The sequence below is a fragment of the Legionella bozemanae genome (assembly GCF_001648595.1).
GTDB classification, from domain to species: domain Bacteria; phylum Pseudomonadota; class Gammaproteobacteria; order Legionellales; family Legionellaceae; genus Legionella; species Legionella bozemanae.
Genome location: NZ_LBAW01000004.1, coordinates 141195 through 155384 on the forward strand (window position 1 = coordinate 141195; position 14190 = coordinate 155384).

The following is a 14190-nucleotide window of genomic DNA, read 5'->3' on the forward strand; positions in this document are numbered from 1 at the left end:
GTTTCCATCAAAAATGATGCTATTATGCGCTTTTTTGTGCCATATGAAAAGGTTTTATCTCCTCATACAGCAGAATTTGCTGTCTTGCTAAAACAGCAAATTGTTACCCTCCTAACTATGAGTTACACTTTAAATACCATCATTCAAAATCATGAATACTGTGTTATCTAACTCTTGTGAATCACTAACAGGTATCGGACCAACGCTCGCAGCAAAACTTGCCAAATGTGGAATTCACTCCGTGCGTGATTTACTGTTCCATTTGCCTTACCGTTATCAAGACAGAACCCGAATAACACCCATTCAAGATTTACGTCCCAATGATTGGTGTGTGATTGCTGGACGGGTATGTAAAACAGAAATTAAAACTGGGAAACGTGCCATGTTGCATTGTTATATTGAAGATAAAACAGGCATCATCAAGCTGCAGTTTTTCCATTTTAATAAAAATCAAATCAATAATCTAAATAACAGTACAATGGTTCGTGCATTTGGAGAAGTACGCGCATTCAATAATACCCTGATTATGACTCACCCTGAATATCAGTTACTCAATGATGGAAATGAATGTCAGGTTAATGAAACACTCACTCCAATCTATCCAAGCACACAAGGCTTAAGCCAAACACGTTTAAGACAGTTGGTAAATGTTGCCTTAGCAAGTTGTAAAGAGGAGCTGCAGCAATTGGAATGGATGAATGAAGAACAACTGCGGATAAATAATTTTTTTCCTCTGGGAGAGGCAATTCAATTATTGCATAATCCCCCTCCAGATATCTCGGTACAATCGCTCGAAGAGGGGCAACATCCTGCCCTAAAACGATTAGTTTTTGATGAATTGTTAGCACAGCGCCTCAGTATGCAATTCGCCAGAGAATCACGTAATGCGTTACACGCTGTCGCATTGCCTGCAGATCACAACTTGAATCAACGTTTTTTGGACTCGCTTCCATTTACCCTCACAAATGCACAACATAAAGTAGCCCAGGAAATCAGCCAAGATTTAATGCAAACGAAACCTATGTTGCGCTTGGTACAAGGTGATGTTGGTGCAGGGAAAACCATTATTGCAGCTCTGGCAGCATTACAAGCGATTGCTAACGGACAACAAGTTGCCTTTATGGCGCCTACAGATTTATTGAGCGAGCAACACGCCAATAATCTTATCCGTTGGCTTGAACCGTTGGGAATTAAAATAGTACGACTCAGCGGAAAAATGAAACTTAGCGAACGGCGAATAGCATTTGCTGCACTTGCAGATCACAGCTGCCAGTTGATTATCGGTACGCACGCCTTATTTCAAGAGTCAGTGAGCTTTGCTCGCTTAGGATTAGTCATTATCGATGAACAACATCGATTTGGCGTAGAGCAAAGATTGCTTCTGCAACAAAAAGGGCAGCAAGATCAGCTCATCCCCCATCAGTTATTAATGACCGCCACGCCTATCCCAAGAACATTATCCATGACTCACTTTGCCCATTTGGATATCTCAATTATCGATGAATTACCTCCTGGACGCCTACCCATTGCTACAGCGGTATTAAGTCAGAATAAACGAGAGATAGTCATTAATCGATTACAAGTTGCCATAGCCAGTGGACGTCAAATTTATTGGGTTTGTACACTCATTGAAGAGTCAGAAAAACTACAATGTATGGCTGCTACTGAAACAGCACAAGCATTACAAGAGCAACTTCCCAACGCACGTGTAGGTCTGGTGCATGGACGGATGAAATCTGTAGAAAAAGAAGCGACTATGGCTGCATTTAAATGTGGCGAAATAAATTTACTGGTTGCCACAACAGTGATTGAAGTTGGGGTGGATGTTCCTAATGCCAGTCTTATGATTATTGAAAATGCGGAACGTCTTGGTTTATCTCAACTTCATCAATTACGCGGCCGAGTAGGAAGAGGCGCTACCCAATCTCATTGTATTTTGCTTTATCAATCCCCACTGTCGCAACAAGGTGCTGAGCGATTAAAAATAATGCGTGCAACCAATGATGGATTCATTATTGCTGAGAAAGATATGGAATTAAGGGGTGCAGGCGAAGTACTTGGCACCCGACAAACAGGATATCGGCAATTTAAAATCGCAGATCCCCAGCGTGATCGCAGCCTGCTTCCTCTTTTGCCTGCTACAGCAAAAGAACTGTTACAGAGCTCACCGCGCACTGCTCGCGATATTACCCAGCGGTGGTTGGGAAATTTTGAACAATTTTTGCAGGGGTAAAAATATTTTTAAAATACCCAAGTCAAGACTGTTTTTTATTTTTTTCTTTGTTAACATAGTTAAGCAGATTTGCAATTCTACAAAACCACACATTGTGGATAACTTCATCTAATTCAATTTACACCCCAAACTAAATCATCACGCATATACCCAAAAATTCTTATTCTACAAGGCTTTTCTACAATTCAATTTTGTAATTTCAGAAAATCAATTATCCACAAAATCTGTGGATAATTCTGTGTACATGATGTAGAACACCTTATAAAATCAGACTCATTTGTGACTGCCTTATAAATTTACAAAGCGCTCTTAAATTTCATTTTGGAATTTGCCAATTTTTATTTTTCGTAAGTCTGTGCATGTACAAATTTTGCATACTATATAATGCATAGCTCTACAACAAAAATTTTTTTTAAAATACCAAAGTCAAGACTGTTTTTTATTTTTTTCTTTGTTAAGATAGTCAGGCGTATTTACTACCTATTCAAAAATACATCCTGTGGATAACTTCTCTTACCACATCGTTTAATAAAAGCCCAAATATCCGAACATTCTTCAAAAAAACCTTATTTTATAAGTATCATTGCCTATTTAGTTCGAATCAGATCTAAATTATTTATCCACAAAATCTGTGGATAATCCTGTGAACATGATGTAAAGCACCTTATAAATCAACTTAATTTCTCCCCTTCTAAGAGCACAGCAAAATATTCCAGCGAAATTCCATTCATGTAAGTTTTAATATAAAAAAATTCTTAACCATGTTTAAATATGGCCAATAAAAATAGATGAAACTAAAACCTAGGATTTTGTGAGAAAACCAAGAACTCCGTTTGACTTAGGGTTTACCTTATTTAAAAACAGAATATGGCTCAGCACGACAGATATTGGCAAGCAAAAAAAGTAACCCTTTTGGGAGCTATTTCAAATGCGTTACTTGGCATTATTAAACTCATTGGTGGATATTTTTTCCATTCCCATGCTCTTGTTGCAGATGGAGTACATTCCTTATCTGATCTCATAACAGATGCGATGGTTTTATTTGCTTCTAAATATGGCAGTCTCGATGCCGATGCAAGCCATCCTTATGGGCATCAACGCATCGAAACTGCAGCAACTTTATTGCTCTCTCTTTTACTTATTTTCGCAGGTATTGGTATTGCCTGGGATTCAATATATGACTTACTTCATTTCAATTATCTCGTACCAAATTGGTTGACCCTTCCTATAATTTGTATCTCCATCATGAGCAATGAAACTTTGTTTCACTATACTCTGTATATTGGCAGGCGTATTAACTCCAAATTAATTACGGCAAATGCCTGGCATCACCGTTCAGATGCAGCCTCCTCCCTGGTTGTTTTAATAGGCTTAATTGGCAGCCTTGCCGGTTTCAGTTATCTTGATGCCATAGCAGCTATTATAGTCGGACTCATGATTGTTAAGATGGGTTGGGACTATGCTTGGAATAGTGTCAAAGAGCTGGTAGATACCGCAGTCAGTCCAGAATTATTAACTCGAATTGAAGAAGTAATTCAAAGCGTAGATGGAGTTGAAAAAATTCATCAATTACGCAGTCGTTCGATGGGGGAAGATGTATTAATTGATGTACATATTCTTGTTTCACCTAAAATATCGGTATCTGAAGGGCATTATATAGCGCAACATGTCCACCATGCGCTTACAGATCAAATAGAAAGTGTCAAAGATGTGATCGTCCATGTTGATCCTGAAGATGACGAACGCTTTTGCCCTTCTTTGCATTTACCCAGCAGGAAGGTATTACACGAATTATTATTAAATGAAGTTCATATTGATTTCCCCCAAATTTTATTTTGGAATTTACATTATCTGGATGGCAAAATAGGGATAGATATAGTCTGTGATGAAACATTTTCTCAGTGGCAAGAATTGCGTGCTCGCATGATTTTGGCGTTAAAACTGCAATCTGATATTGTAGAAGTTCGTTTATTTAGCTTGCATGAAGCCATGCATCACAACTAAACTACGGGATTTGATTAAGTCCGGTTGTAGACCTAGATTATTGTAACCTGAGTGCAGCGAAGCGAAACCCGGGGTGAATGCACACTCTTAAACCCGCCTCGCTGCCCCCTAGGCGCCACTAATCCAAGCAACAATCTTAGCGATAAAATTCTAGAATAAATAACAGGATAAACGATGGTATCAGCTACCAGTTTAAAGATTTTTTTTGCATTTTCCATTTTTGTAGTCATCTTACTCGCGGGCTGGTATCCGTTTAAAAAACGTATTAAAGATGATCGGCATATTGATTTTCCTGTGGGAGAAACCCTGGCTACTGGAGTATTTTTGGGAGCAGGTTTATTGCATATGCTTCCAGATGCAAATTCTTTATTTAAAAAAATGGGATACAACTACCCTTTCGCCTTTATCATTACCGGAGCAGTATTTCTGATTTTCCTTTGGTTCGAACATCTGGGCAAAGAACTCTACCATCATAATACGAAACACCCTGCTTTTGCTCTTTTAGCATGGGGAATGCTTTCAGTTCATTCCATAATGTTGGGTGCAGCCTTAGGGTTAGCGCAATATAACTCTATGATTATCATGATTTTTCTTGCAATTATTACCCATAAATGGGCAGAAAGCTTTGCCGTAGCAGTTCAATTAAATAAAAGTTCTATGAGCATGAACACCAGCTTGGTCTTTTTTATTTTATTCAGTTTGATGACCCCTTTGGGTATCTATTTAGGGTGGTATTTTGGTCATGGAGTAGAAACTAACTCTCTATTTGATCCAATTTTAATTGCTGCGTCAGCGGGAACTTTCCTCTATCTGGGCACACTACATGGTTTAGAACGCTGTGTAATGGTAGAGCGCTGTTGTAATCTCAAAGATTTCAGCTTCGTGATTATAGGCTTCACACTGATGGCTTTGGTGGCGATCTATGTCTAATTTTTTACAACAAAAACCCATTATTCTCGCTTCAAGTTCATCAATAAGATTAAAACTATTGCAGTCTCTTGGTATTGAATTTTCTGTGATTCCTTCACATTGTGATGAAAACGCAATTAAAGCATCCTTCAAGTCAAAAAACGCATTAGAATTGGGCTATGCGCTTGCCGCAAGTAAAGCACTGGAAGTGAGTCAGCACCATCTTGAACATTTTATTATTGCAGCAGATCAACTGTGTCTGTTTGGACAAACCTTGCTGAATAAGCCTTTGAACCATCATACAGCTATGGAGCATCTGCGTTTATTAAATGGTAAGGAGCATTTGCAAATTGCCTGCCTTTGCATTGCCAAAAATAACGAACTGCTCTGGCAACATCATGAAACAGCCTACTTAACCTTGCACCAATTAAGCGAAAAAACCATTGAAGCTTACTTAGACAGTGAAAAACCTTATCATAGTTGTGGGGGTTATCAATATGAAAGCCTGGGTAAATGGTTATTTAAAGAGGTTCAGGGCAATGAAGATACCATTTTAGGTTTACCTTTACTTCCTTTATCCAGTGCCTTAATGAAACTTGGTGCGGTCAGTTTCTGATTAGTTCATAGCCTAAAAAAGTATGGCGAACTCGGAAAATAGAATGTTTTTGGCTCCAAATTTCGCACTTCATTCAGGCTACACAAGATCTCAAAATACAAAAAATCATCAACAGAATGAATTATTGTATTTATTAAGATCATTTTGTTATGATTCTTTATCATTTTGCTGAGGCATTGAGAAAAAAATGGAAGGAAAAATTGAAAATCCTGTTGCAGCAACGCCTACATTAAGTTTGTTTGAATTTAAAATGAAATTCGCAGACCATATGAAGATATGTGCAATTTTCAAATTAAAATCTGAAGAAAGAATTGCTCAGCTAGAGTCAAACAATGATCATGATGCGCTTATTGAGCTACATGAACAGATGATGGTGACAATTAGAGGACAAATCACTATTTATCAAGAAAAATTAAAAAAAGCGGACTCCTACGAAGAAGATAGAGAAACCTTACAGCAACGCATTAGTAACGAAATTGCCAGACTAAACAGGTACCTGGAAAAGTTACAAGAACAGTTAATTCAAATCAAATCGTTAAAATTTTTATTCTCTTTAAGCCCACCTGAATTATTTCAGGAAGCACTAAAAAATAAATCCTCAGCGTTACTTATTATTAAAAATTCCACACTGATCGCCAAAATTTCCAACGCTCAAATGCTACTTATAACGCATCAAGACCCGGAAATCATTAAGTCTCTAGCCTCTATTGTAGCAACACGAGAATACACATTTGAAACCCCCCATATTTTTGCTGCACTCAAACAACACGTTCAAGCTGAATCCGATAAGGGCTTTATTGGAGAAAAAGAGAATGCAGCAATTCATGATTTATTACTCAAAATTAATAATTATCTCGATAAAAAAATAGAGAACGCTGTGAAAGGAAATGCTACTCCATGGGCTTTGGGTTATTTTGGATCGCGCCATCAACTCAATAAAGGTGATAAAAAAGTATCTGTGCCACAAGGTATTTACGAATTAAAATATCATTTAGATCAACGTGATAAAATTCCTGCGAGTGATGTCTTAATCAAGATGCAAAATACGCTTCAGATCAAGAATGCAGAAAGAAAGGATGAGTCTATGTTTCAACAGTTTAAACGACTTATAAGTTATCTTTTTGGATATGCTCAATCAGAAGAAACCCTAAAAGAATATGAATATCTTGAGCAAGTCGCCATAGGAAAACAATCTATTTCTTGACAAAGCAAGCGCATATCAAAACAATACTTCAGATTAAAAAATTTCAATCGTAATTGGGACTCAACATGCAAATTACAAAAATTCAAGCTCGTGAAATTCTGGACTCTCGTGGTAACCCTACTGTTGAAGCAGATGTTATTTTAAAAAATGGAATCCAAGGAAGAGCCAGTGTTCCTTCTGGCGCATCAACAGGAAGTCGAGAAGCCTGTGAACTCCGCGATGATGATGCAAAACGTTATAATGGTAAAGGAGTACAACAAGCTGTTGCTCACGTGAACCATGAAATAAATCAAGCATTACACCTTTTTTCTGTTGAAGATCAGGACGCTTTAGATAAGAAATTATGTCAACTAGACGGCACAGAAAATAAATCATATCTTGGAGCCAATGCTGTTCTTGCTGTTTCTCTTGCAGCTGCAAGAGCTCGAGCAAATGAGCATAAGTTGCCATTATATGCAGCATTAAATCAAGGCGAAAAAATGTGCATGCCCGTACCCATGATGAATATTTTAAATGGAGGTGCACACGCGGACAATAATGTGGATATTCAAGAATTTATGATTATGCCTGTAGGGGCCGCTGATTTTCCCACAGCATTGCAAATGGGCACTGAGATTTTTCATGGGTTAAAATCCGTTTTAAAAAAGCAAAGCTTAAATACTGCGGTAGGGGATGAAGGAGGTTTTGCGCCCAATATAAAATCAAACCGTCAAGCTCTAGACTTACTTTGTGAGGCAATTGAAAAAGCAGGATTTAAGTTAGGCGATGAAATAGTACTTGCTTTAGATGTTGCCTCTTCCGAGCTGTATGAACAAGGCATGTATCATATGGCTTCTGAAAATCAACAATTTACTTCAATGCAACTTATTGATTATTATATTAATTTAGTTGCCAATTATCCTATAGTAAGCATTGAAGATGGGCTGGATGAAAAAGATTGGAGCGGCTGGAAACATTTGACCGCGCAATTAGGGGAAAAAATTCAATTGGTAGGTGACGATATATTTGTTACTAACCCCAAAATTCTACGAGAAGGTATTACTCAAAAAGTAGCTAATGCCATCCTGATTAAAGTCAATCAAATTGGAACTTTAAGTGAAACGCGACAAACAATTCAATTAGCCCACCAAAATGGATATCGTTGTGTGATGTCACATCGTTCTGGTGAAACAGAAGATACATTTATCGCAGATCTTGCAGTTGCCACGGGTTGCGGTCAAATTAAAACCGGCTCATTATGCCGTACTGATCGTGTTGCAAAGTACAATCAATTATTACGCATCAATGAAATTGCTGCATTGCCTTATGCAGGTAAATCTATATTAAAATAATCAACAGCCTGGTTCAGTGTCAAATTGGGTAATCGTAGCCTGGGCTGCAAAGCCTAGAGCCGTCAAGCGAAGCAGAAGTCATCCCTGCGAAGGCAGGAATCCATCCATGATTGAGCACATTGCCAATATTAAAATGGATCCCCGCCTGCGCGGGGATGACAAAGTTACTTGCAAATTGAGTAAAATGAAACACTAAATACTCTTAGCCTGAAGGCCATAGGCTGCAAAGGCCTACATACAGTTACTTTCTCTTGCCGCGATTCACCGCCCGCCCCACCTTATTAATCCTCCGCAAAATGGATGTTAGTATTGTATTTAGTACGATTAAGACAAAAACTGCTTCGAAACACTTTAATATTTGGCTCATTAGCAAATACCCTACGGGCAAATTCATTGTAATGATTCATATCTGCTACATGTATTATTAATAAATAATCGGTTTCTCCCGAAACAAAATAGCATTGCTTTACTTCTTCTTGATCCGCCATTTTGCGCTCAAAATGAGCCAATAAATCTTCTCTTTGTTTTTCCAAAGTAATATTTGCAAAAACAATGAGCCCACGACCTGCCTTAAAAGGATCAACCAAAGAAACATCTTTCACAATGATGCCCTCATCACGTAATCGTTTTACACGACGAAAACAAGGAGGGGCGGAAATCCCAACTTTTTCAGCAAGAGCCAGATTGGTAATTTGATTGTCTTTCTGCAATAAATTTAAAATTTTTCGGTCAATTTTATCTAAATATGCCACATCAGTTTTATTTTCCAATGCTTTTTTATCGTCATTTTTTTTCATATATTACCCAAAAATTAAAATCAGGCATTATAAAGTGAAATAAAACATCATTAAATTAAAAATTTATTTATTTTTATTTCATGGTAAATTCCTCATCTCACGAACAAGATTTAAAAGGAAACAATTATGATAAGAAATGTACTAATTGATGAAATTAAAACTCTGAACCAACTCATTAAATATTCGGCACGTGAATTGAGCCAAGAAGACTATACAAGCCAAGAAATTGAGGGGGCAATTCATTTTATTTTTGGTGTAGATAAGGAACTTATTAAGGATCAAACCTACTATGCTATAGAAAAAAAAGGCAATGTTATTGCTTGCGGCGGATGGAGTAAACGAAAAACCCTGTTTGGCGGAGATCAATGCAGCGCGCGTGAGGAAGGCTTTTTAAATCCACAAACAGATTATGCCAAGATCAGAGCTTTTTTTGTCCATCCAAACCATGCTCGGCAAGGTCTTGGAAAAATGCTCCTGAAATATTGTGAGCAACAGGCCTTATTTCATGGATTTACAAAAATGGAAATGATGGCAACTTTGCCCGGGGCAAAACTGTATGAGTTTTGTGGCTATCAAATTATTGAACCACAATATTTTCCTCTCCCAAATGGAACACACTTTAAAATGTTAAAAATGATAAAACATTTATAAATACCCGTGTCGAGAAGAGCAGTATGCAAGTATGTCCTAAATGCAGTACAGAATGACCCAATCTATCCGGTATAGCTTTTTTGGTGCCACTTTGAAAGATGGATATAAGCTACTTAACTACCGCTTTATGTGTGATATCCAAAACAATATTTTGAGCAGTCCTTTTTTAAAGCAAAATTCCTCTGGATACCGCGCATAAAACCGGTACGTAGAATGAAAAAATTTGTGGGGGATTTTAAGTTCCGCGACACTATATCCAGTTACATTTTAAAAAACTAGTCATTTTTACGGGGATGATACTCAGGAATTTCTTTAGGATAACAGCCTTTTATAGATCTAAAGAAATCAAGAATCTTTGGAAAGTCCTTATCAATATTCCCTGAGGGTTGGAATTTCTCATGAATTCGAACTTCCTTCGTGGAATAATCAGGACCTACCATAACTATAGGCAGTCCTGCTTGACAAGCAATATGGTAAAACCCCTCTTTCCAACGCGTCACTGCACTGCGAGTTCCCTCAGGAGTAATAGCAAGCTTAAACTCATCACGAGAACGAAAGATTTCCACTACCTGCTCTACTGTTTTATTTGTTTTAGAACGATCAACTGGAGCACCGCCTAAAGCCTTTAACACCAAACCTAAAGGAAAAAAGAACAATTGATTTTTCGCTAAAAAGTTAATTTTAACTCCGACTGAAAAACGAGCAAATAAGCCAACAATAAAATCCCAATTGCTGGTATGGGGGGCTACAACAACCAGGTATTTTTTATCTTGTGGTAATTCACCAACAACTTTCCATCCAAATAGTTTTAAAAAAAAGTGACCAAGTTTCTTCATAATCGAAATCAATAATTATTTCTCTTATTATATACAAATTATTATGCTGATACAGCTCTATCTCTTCGAAAGCTAATTTTATCTTGGATAAGTGCAAATAAAAAAGTTAATAAAACACAACATAGTCAAATATTTATACTAAAATGATACATATATAAGTGGAGCTATGGAGTGCCAAATGAATAAACAAGATCCTGCACTTGACTTTCCCAACCCACGTTTGCTGGCAGCTGTTTATTACGGATTGCTATCCGTTGTCGGAACGATACTTATCAATGGATTTCTTACAACAATTGGTATTGAAGAACTCGTGCCTCTCTTTTATGCAATTATTCTAGGGATGGTTGTAGCCTCTATAACTGGGGCAATATTTGGAAAAAGTATCGTTTGCAGTCCTAGACCTTACAAGCTCAAGACTTTCTGGTTGGGTTTTATTATGGTTCTGCTTTCCTTACCATTTTTTGATCTGGGTCTGCTGCTATTTATGGACACCTCAGAAAATCAAGCATTGAAAGTAATCAATTTTAATGATTTTGTTTCTGCATACTTCATTGTTCTGGGTTACAGTTATATTCTTTTTGGCTTCTTACTTGCCATTGCCTCCGGTTTAGCCTCTATCTATTTACGTGGGAAATTTATTTACCAAATCTTACGTACAGATAGACGACGAGACCATCGCTTACCACGGTATGTTGGAGCTGCAGATAGAGAAAAACCTAAACCAGCAAAAAAAACCCGTACTTTGCAGCGCAAAAAAACTTGAGTAAAATCTTCTAACTACTCAACTTTTCATTGTATTGTAATTTGCATACAGCGCAGCAGCATAATTTTGGTTTTTGCCAGGTATAGAGCATTTCCCAGACTCTGCTATGCTCCATCCAGACTACAATTAAAATTGTGAATTTTTATGACGATACACCCGATCACGGATAAAGAGCAGCTTTTTTTTCTATTAACTCAAAAAGCCACCGTTCTCACCCCGAATAACCGACTCAGTGAAGCAATACTTCAATACTATTTCCTAAAATGTAAGAAACAAACCATAGATAAGCCTAAATGTATGCCCTTTGGCGCTGCTCTAGTTAAAGCTTACGAACAGCTCAATTTCATTAGCCCTCATATTACCCATCCTACTTTATTAAACAACACTCAATGTCAGTACTTATGGCGCAAAATGATTCAAGCTGAAACGAGCATAACTTATAGTGAAGGCCTGCTTCAATCAATAATCAGTGCATGGGAGCGTTGCCAACTCTGGCAAATTAACATGGACGATCCAGCTTTTTACTACACAGCACAAACACGGCAATTTCAACAATGGTGGCAATTATTTGATAAACAATTAAAACAGTATCATTTAATCACTGAGCATCAATTAATTCCCTATTTACTCAATACCAATAGTTCTTTATTTTCCCAAGACGTTGTTTGGGTGTGTTTTGATGACTTTACTCCTCAGCAAGTGCTCTTGCAGGAACACTTGACGAGAAAAGGTTTCATTCAATATCAATATGATTTAAAGGAAAAATCATCGAAAACCGAAGTATTCGCAGCTCAAGACAACAACGAAGAATATCAACAACTCATGGCATGGTTACATTTAAAAATCCAAGAAGGGAGTCAGCGTATCGGTGTCGTTGTACCCAATTTAGAGCAAGAGTCTAATTCATTACAAAGAATCTTGGCACATCATTTTGAGCCATCCTACTTTAATATTTCCCTCGGCAAACCTCTGAGTAATTTTCCTTTAGTTGCCCATGCCCTATGTTGGCTTAATTTAGATGATATCTACTTAAGTTCGCATCAGGCAGAATTACTTCTGCAATCACCTTATTTAGGCAGTTCTCAAGAAGAATTCATAGCACGCTCTGAGTACTTGCAAGAAGGAATATTATTAGAAAATCATGCAGTTCAGCTAAATCATTTTAGAGAAGAACTCCATGCTTATGCGCCCAAACTCGCTACTTTATTAAATGCTCTAACACCTTATCCTCAAGAGGCTGCTGTAGAAGAATGGATACACTTATTTCAAAAGCGTTTAAACACCTTAGGATTTCCTGGGGACTATACCCTTAGCTCAGAGAATTACCAGTGCCTTAATCGTTTTATCGCCATCTTTGATGAGCTGAGGCAATTTTCTTTACTGAGTTCTCGCTTCACAAAATCGGAAGTCCTTGAGACAGTACAACATCTTGCTGATAACACCATTTTCCAAGCGCAAAAAACCAATGCGCCGATTCAAATTTCTGGTTTGCTGGAAGCATCGGGATGTGAGTTCGAGAGTTTATGGATCATGGGCTTAACTGATCAATGTTTGCCACAAAAAGTACAATTATCAGCTTTTATTCCACCTCAATTGCAACGTGAATTGTGCATGCCGCATAGTTTACCTGCTCGCGAATTGCAGTTTGCTCGCCAGATCCTGCAGCGCCTACAAAGAAGTGCTGATTCTATAGTACTAAGCTATGCCCAATTGCAAGCAGATACACCTAATTTACCTTGCTCCTTAATCGCTGGATTTCCCAATTTTGAACCATTACCAACTGATTATGAAGCAAAAAAAACCTCTGAGTTAATAACGATAGAAGAGTGTTTTCATATTCCCTTATTGGCAGAGGAGCACGTTTATGGAGGTACAGCAATTCTATCGAATCAGGCCAAATGTCCTTTTAAAGCATTTGCCGAACACAGACTCCGAGCTAAAACTTCGTTACAAACAACAGATGGCTTAGATAATAAAGAGCGAGGACAAATTATTCATAAGGTTATGGAGCTGCTATGGCAAAAATTAGAAAATCAACATAATCTGCTCCATTTAGCCAATGATATTTTAGAACAATACATTGATGGTGCCATTCATACCGCTTTAGCCTCACTAAAAAAACATTGCGATTCATTTCCTGATTCAATACGGGAAGTGGAGTACGCGCGCTTAAAACGAATGGTGCACACTTGTCTTGAATGGGAGAAACAACGACCTCCTTTTACCATAGCAGCAATAGAGCAATCTTATACGATTAATTTAGCCGGCCTCGATTTTCAAGTGCGCGTCGATCGCATGGATCAGGTTGAAGATAAAAAATGGGTTATTGACTATAAAAGTACTCTTCCTGCCAGTAAACCCTGGAATGAGGAACGACCTAAAGAATCACAGCTCTTGCTTTATGCGCTGTTGGATGAACAAATTAACACCCTTTTGCTCTTGCAATTAAAAGCCGGGAAAATCAGCTGTGCGGGACTTAGTGAAGAAAAGCACAGCATCAGTGGGATTAGTCCTTTAAAAAAAGAAGAAACATGGACAGAGTGCAAGAACCTTTGGCAAAAACAACTCACTGATTTGGCTAAAGAATTCCAAGACGGCCATTGCGTCCCACAACCTGCGCATTTAACTATTTGTCAACAATGTGATTTTCAGAATTTATGTCGTTTTCAAGGAGAAGAGTAGTAATTATCCTTTTTTGAATTCAATAAAATAAGGCTAGGTTCGCTTAGCGTCATAAAAAGGATAAAATCATTTTATACTTCTTATGTCGAACTTACGTTAATTATGATATAAAACATCGAGGCCATTCAAACTCAATTGAAGTGGTTTTAATCTCATGGTTTCCC

General features: G+C 37.7%; 11 protein-coding genes. 9 read left to right on the plus strand and 2 right to left on the minus strand.

All coding sequences use genetic code 11. The features are described 5' to 3' along the window. Positions 1 to 160: 160 nt before the first annotated feature. The 6 genes from recG to eno all read left to right on the plus strand — a co-directional run bounded on the left by recG (position 161) and on the right by eno (position 8297). Complete coding sequence (recG, locus tag A8O27_RS05030; protein ID WP_058460553.1) at positions 161 to 2233, plus strand: ATP-dependent DNA helicase RecG; 2073 nt, start codon at positions 161 to 163, stop codon at positions 2231 to 2233. Between the two features lie 867 nt (positions 2234 to 3100). Beyond that, positions 3101 to 4237, plus strand: a complete 1137-nt coding sequence (locus A8O27_RS05035; RefSeq protein WP_058460127.1) for a cation diffusion facilitator family transporter — start codon at positions 3101 to 3103, stop codon at positions 4235 to 4237. Between the two features lie 174 nt (positions 4238 to 4411). Further along, a complete protein-coding gene (locus A8O27_RS05040) occupies positions 4412 to 5167 on the plus strand; it encodes a ZIP family metal transporter (RefSeq protein ID WP_058460126.1) in 756 nt (251 codons plus the stop codon). Then, positions 5160 to 5762 carry a Maf family protein gene (locus A8O27_RS05045; RefSeq protein WP_058460125.1) on the plus strand — a complete coding sequence of 201 codons (603 nt, stop codon included), beginning with the start codon at positions 5160 to 5162 and terminating at the stop codon, positions 5760 to 5762. Before A8O27_RS05040 ends, A8O27_RS05045 begins: the two co-directional genes overlap by 8 nt. Before the next feature lie 187 nt (positions 5763 to 5949). Then, entirely contained in the window at positions 5950 to 6966 is a 1017-nt protein-coding gene (locus tag A8O27_RS05050) for a hypothetical protein (RefSeq protein WP_058460124.1), read from the plus strand. Between the two features lie 65 nt (positions 6967 to 7031). After that, the gene (gene eno / locus A8O27_RS05055) at positions 7032 to 8297 is read left to right on the plus strand and encodes a phosphopyruvate hydratase (RefSeq protein WP_058460123.1); all 1266 of its coding nucleotides are present in this window, start codon (positions 7032 to 7034) and stop codon (positions 8295 to 8297) included. A gap of 281 nt (positions 8298 to 8578) precedes the next feature. Here eno and A8O27_RS05060 read toward each other — a convergent pair whose 3' ends face one another. Next, positions 8579 to 9094 (minus strand): Lrp/AsnC family transcriptional regulator, encoded by a 516-nt coding sequence (locus A8O27_RS05060; RefSeq protein ID WP_058460122.1) that lies wholly within the window; start codon positions 9092 to 9094, stop codon positions 8579 to 8581. A gap of 126 nt (positions 9095 to 9220) precedes the next feature. Between A8O27_RS05060 and A8O27_RS05065 the strand changes: the two genes are divergently transcribed. Next, positions 9221 to 9745: a GNAT family N-acetyltransferase gene (locus A8O27_RS05065; protein ID WP_058460121.1), complete on the plus strand. Its 525-nt coding sequence runs from the start codon at positions 9221 to 9223 to the stop codon at positions 9743 to 9745. Between the two features lie 275 nt (positions 9746 to 10020). Here the strand turns inward: A8O27_RS05065 and A8O27_RS05070 are convergent, their stop codons facing one another. Then, complete coding sequence (locus tag A8O27_RS05070; RefSeq protein WP_058460120.1) at positions 10021 to 10581, minus strand: lysophospholipid acyltransferase family protein; 561 nt, start codon at positions 10579 to 10581, stop codon at positions 10021 to 10023. Between the two features lie 178 nt (positions 10582 to 10759). Between A8O27_RS05070 and A8O27_RS05075 the strand changes: the two genes are divergently transcribed. Both A8O27_RS05075 and A8O27_RS05080 read left to right on the plus strand, forming a co-directional pair. Further along, complete coding sequence (locus A8O27_RS05075; RefSeq protein ID WP_058460119.1) at positions 10760 to 11344, plus strand: hypothetical protein; 585 nt, start codon at positions 10760 to 10762, stop codon at positions 11342 to 11344. Between the two features lie 144 nt (positions 11345 to 11488). Next, on the plus strand, positions 11489 to 14026 hold the full coding sequence (locus tag A8O27_RS05080) for a PD-(D/E)XK nuclease family protein (protein ID WP_058460118.1): 2538 nt from the start codon (positions 11489 to 11491) through the stop codon (positions 14024 to 14026). The last annotated feature ends 164 nt before the right edge of the window (positions 14027 to 14190 follow it).

Coding starts and splice junctions, on each gene's coding strand:
- A8O27_RS05035 (WP_058460127.1), top strand. CDS start 3,101: ATGGCTCAGCACGACAGATATTGGCAAGCAAAAAAAGTAACCCTTTTG.
- A8O27_RS05040 (WP_058460126.1), top strand. CDS start 4,412: ATGGTATCAGCTACCAGTTTAAAGATTTTTTTTGCATTTTCCATTTTT.
- A8O27_RS05045 (WP_058460125.1), top strand. CDS start 5,160: ATGTCTAATTTTTTACAACAAAAACCCATTATTCTCGCTTCAAGTTCA.
- A8O27_RS05050 (WP_058460124.1), top strand. CDS start 5,950: ATGGAAGGAAAAATTGAAAATCCTGTTGCAGCAACGCCTACATTAAGT.
- eno (WP_058460123.1), top strand. CDS start 7,032: ATGCAAATTACAAAAATTCAAGCTCGTGAAATTCTGGACTCTCGTGGT.
- A8O27_RS05060 (WP_058460122.1), bottom strand. CDS start 9,094: ATGAAAAAAAATGACGATAAAAAAGCATTGGAAAATAAAACTGATGTG.
- A8O27_RS05065 (WP_058460121.1), top strand. CDS start 9,221: ATGATAAGAAATGTACTAATTGATGAAATTAAAACTCTGAACCAACTC.
- A8O27_RS05070 (WP_058460120.1), bottom strand. CDS start 10,581: ATGAAGAAACTTGGTCACTTTTTTTTAAAACTATTTGGATGGAAAGTT.
- A8O27_RS05075 (WP_058460119.1), top strand. CDS start 10,760: ATGAATAAACAAGATCCTGCACTTGACTTTCCCAACCCACGTTTGCTG.
- A8O27_RS05080 (WP_058460118.1), top strand. CDS start 11,489: ATGACGATACACCCGATCACGGATAAAGAGCAGCTTTTTTTTCTATTA.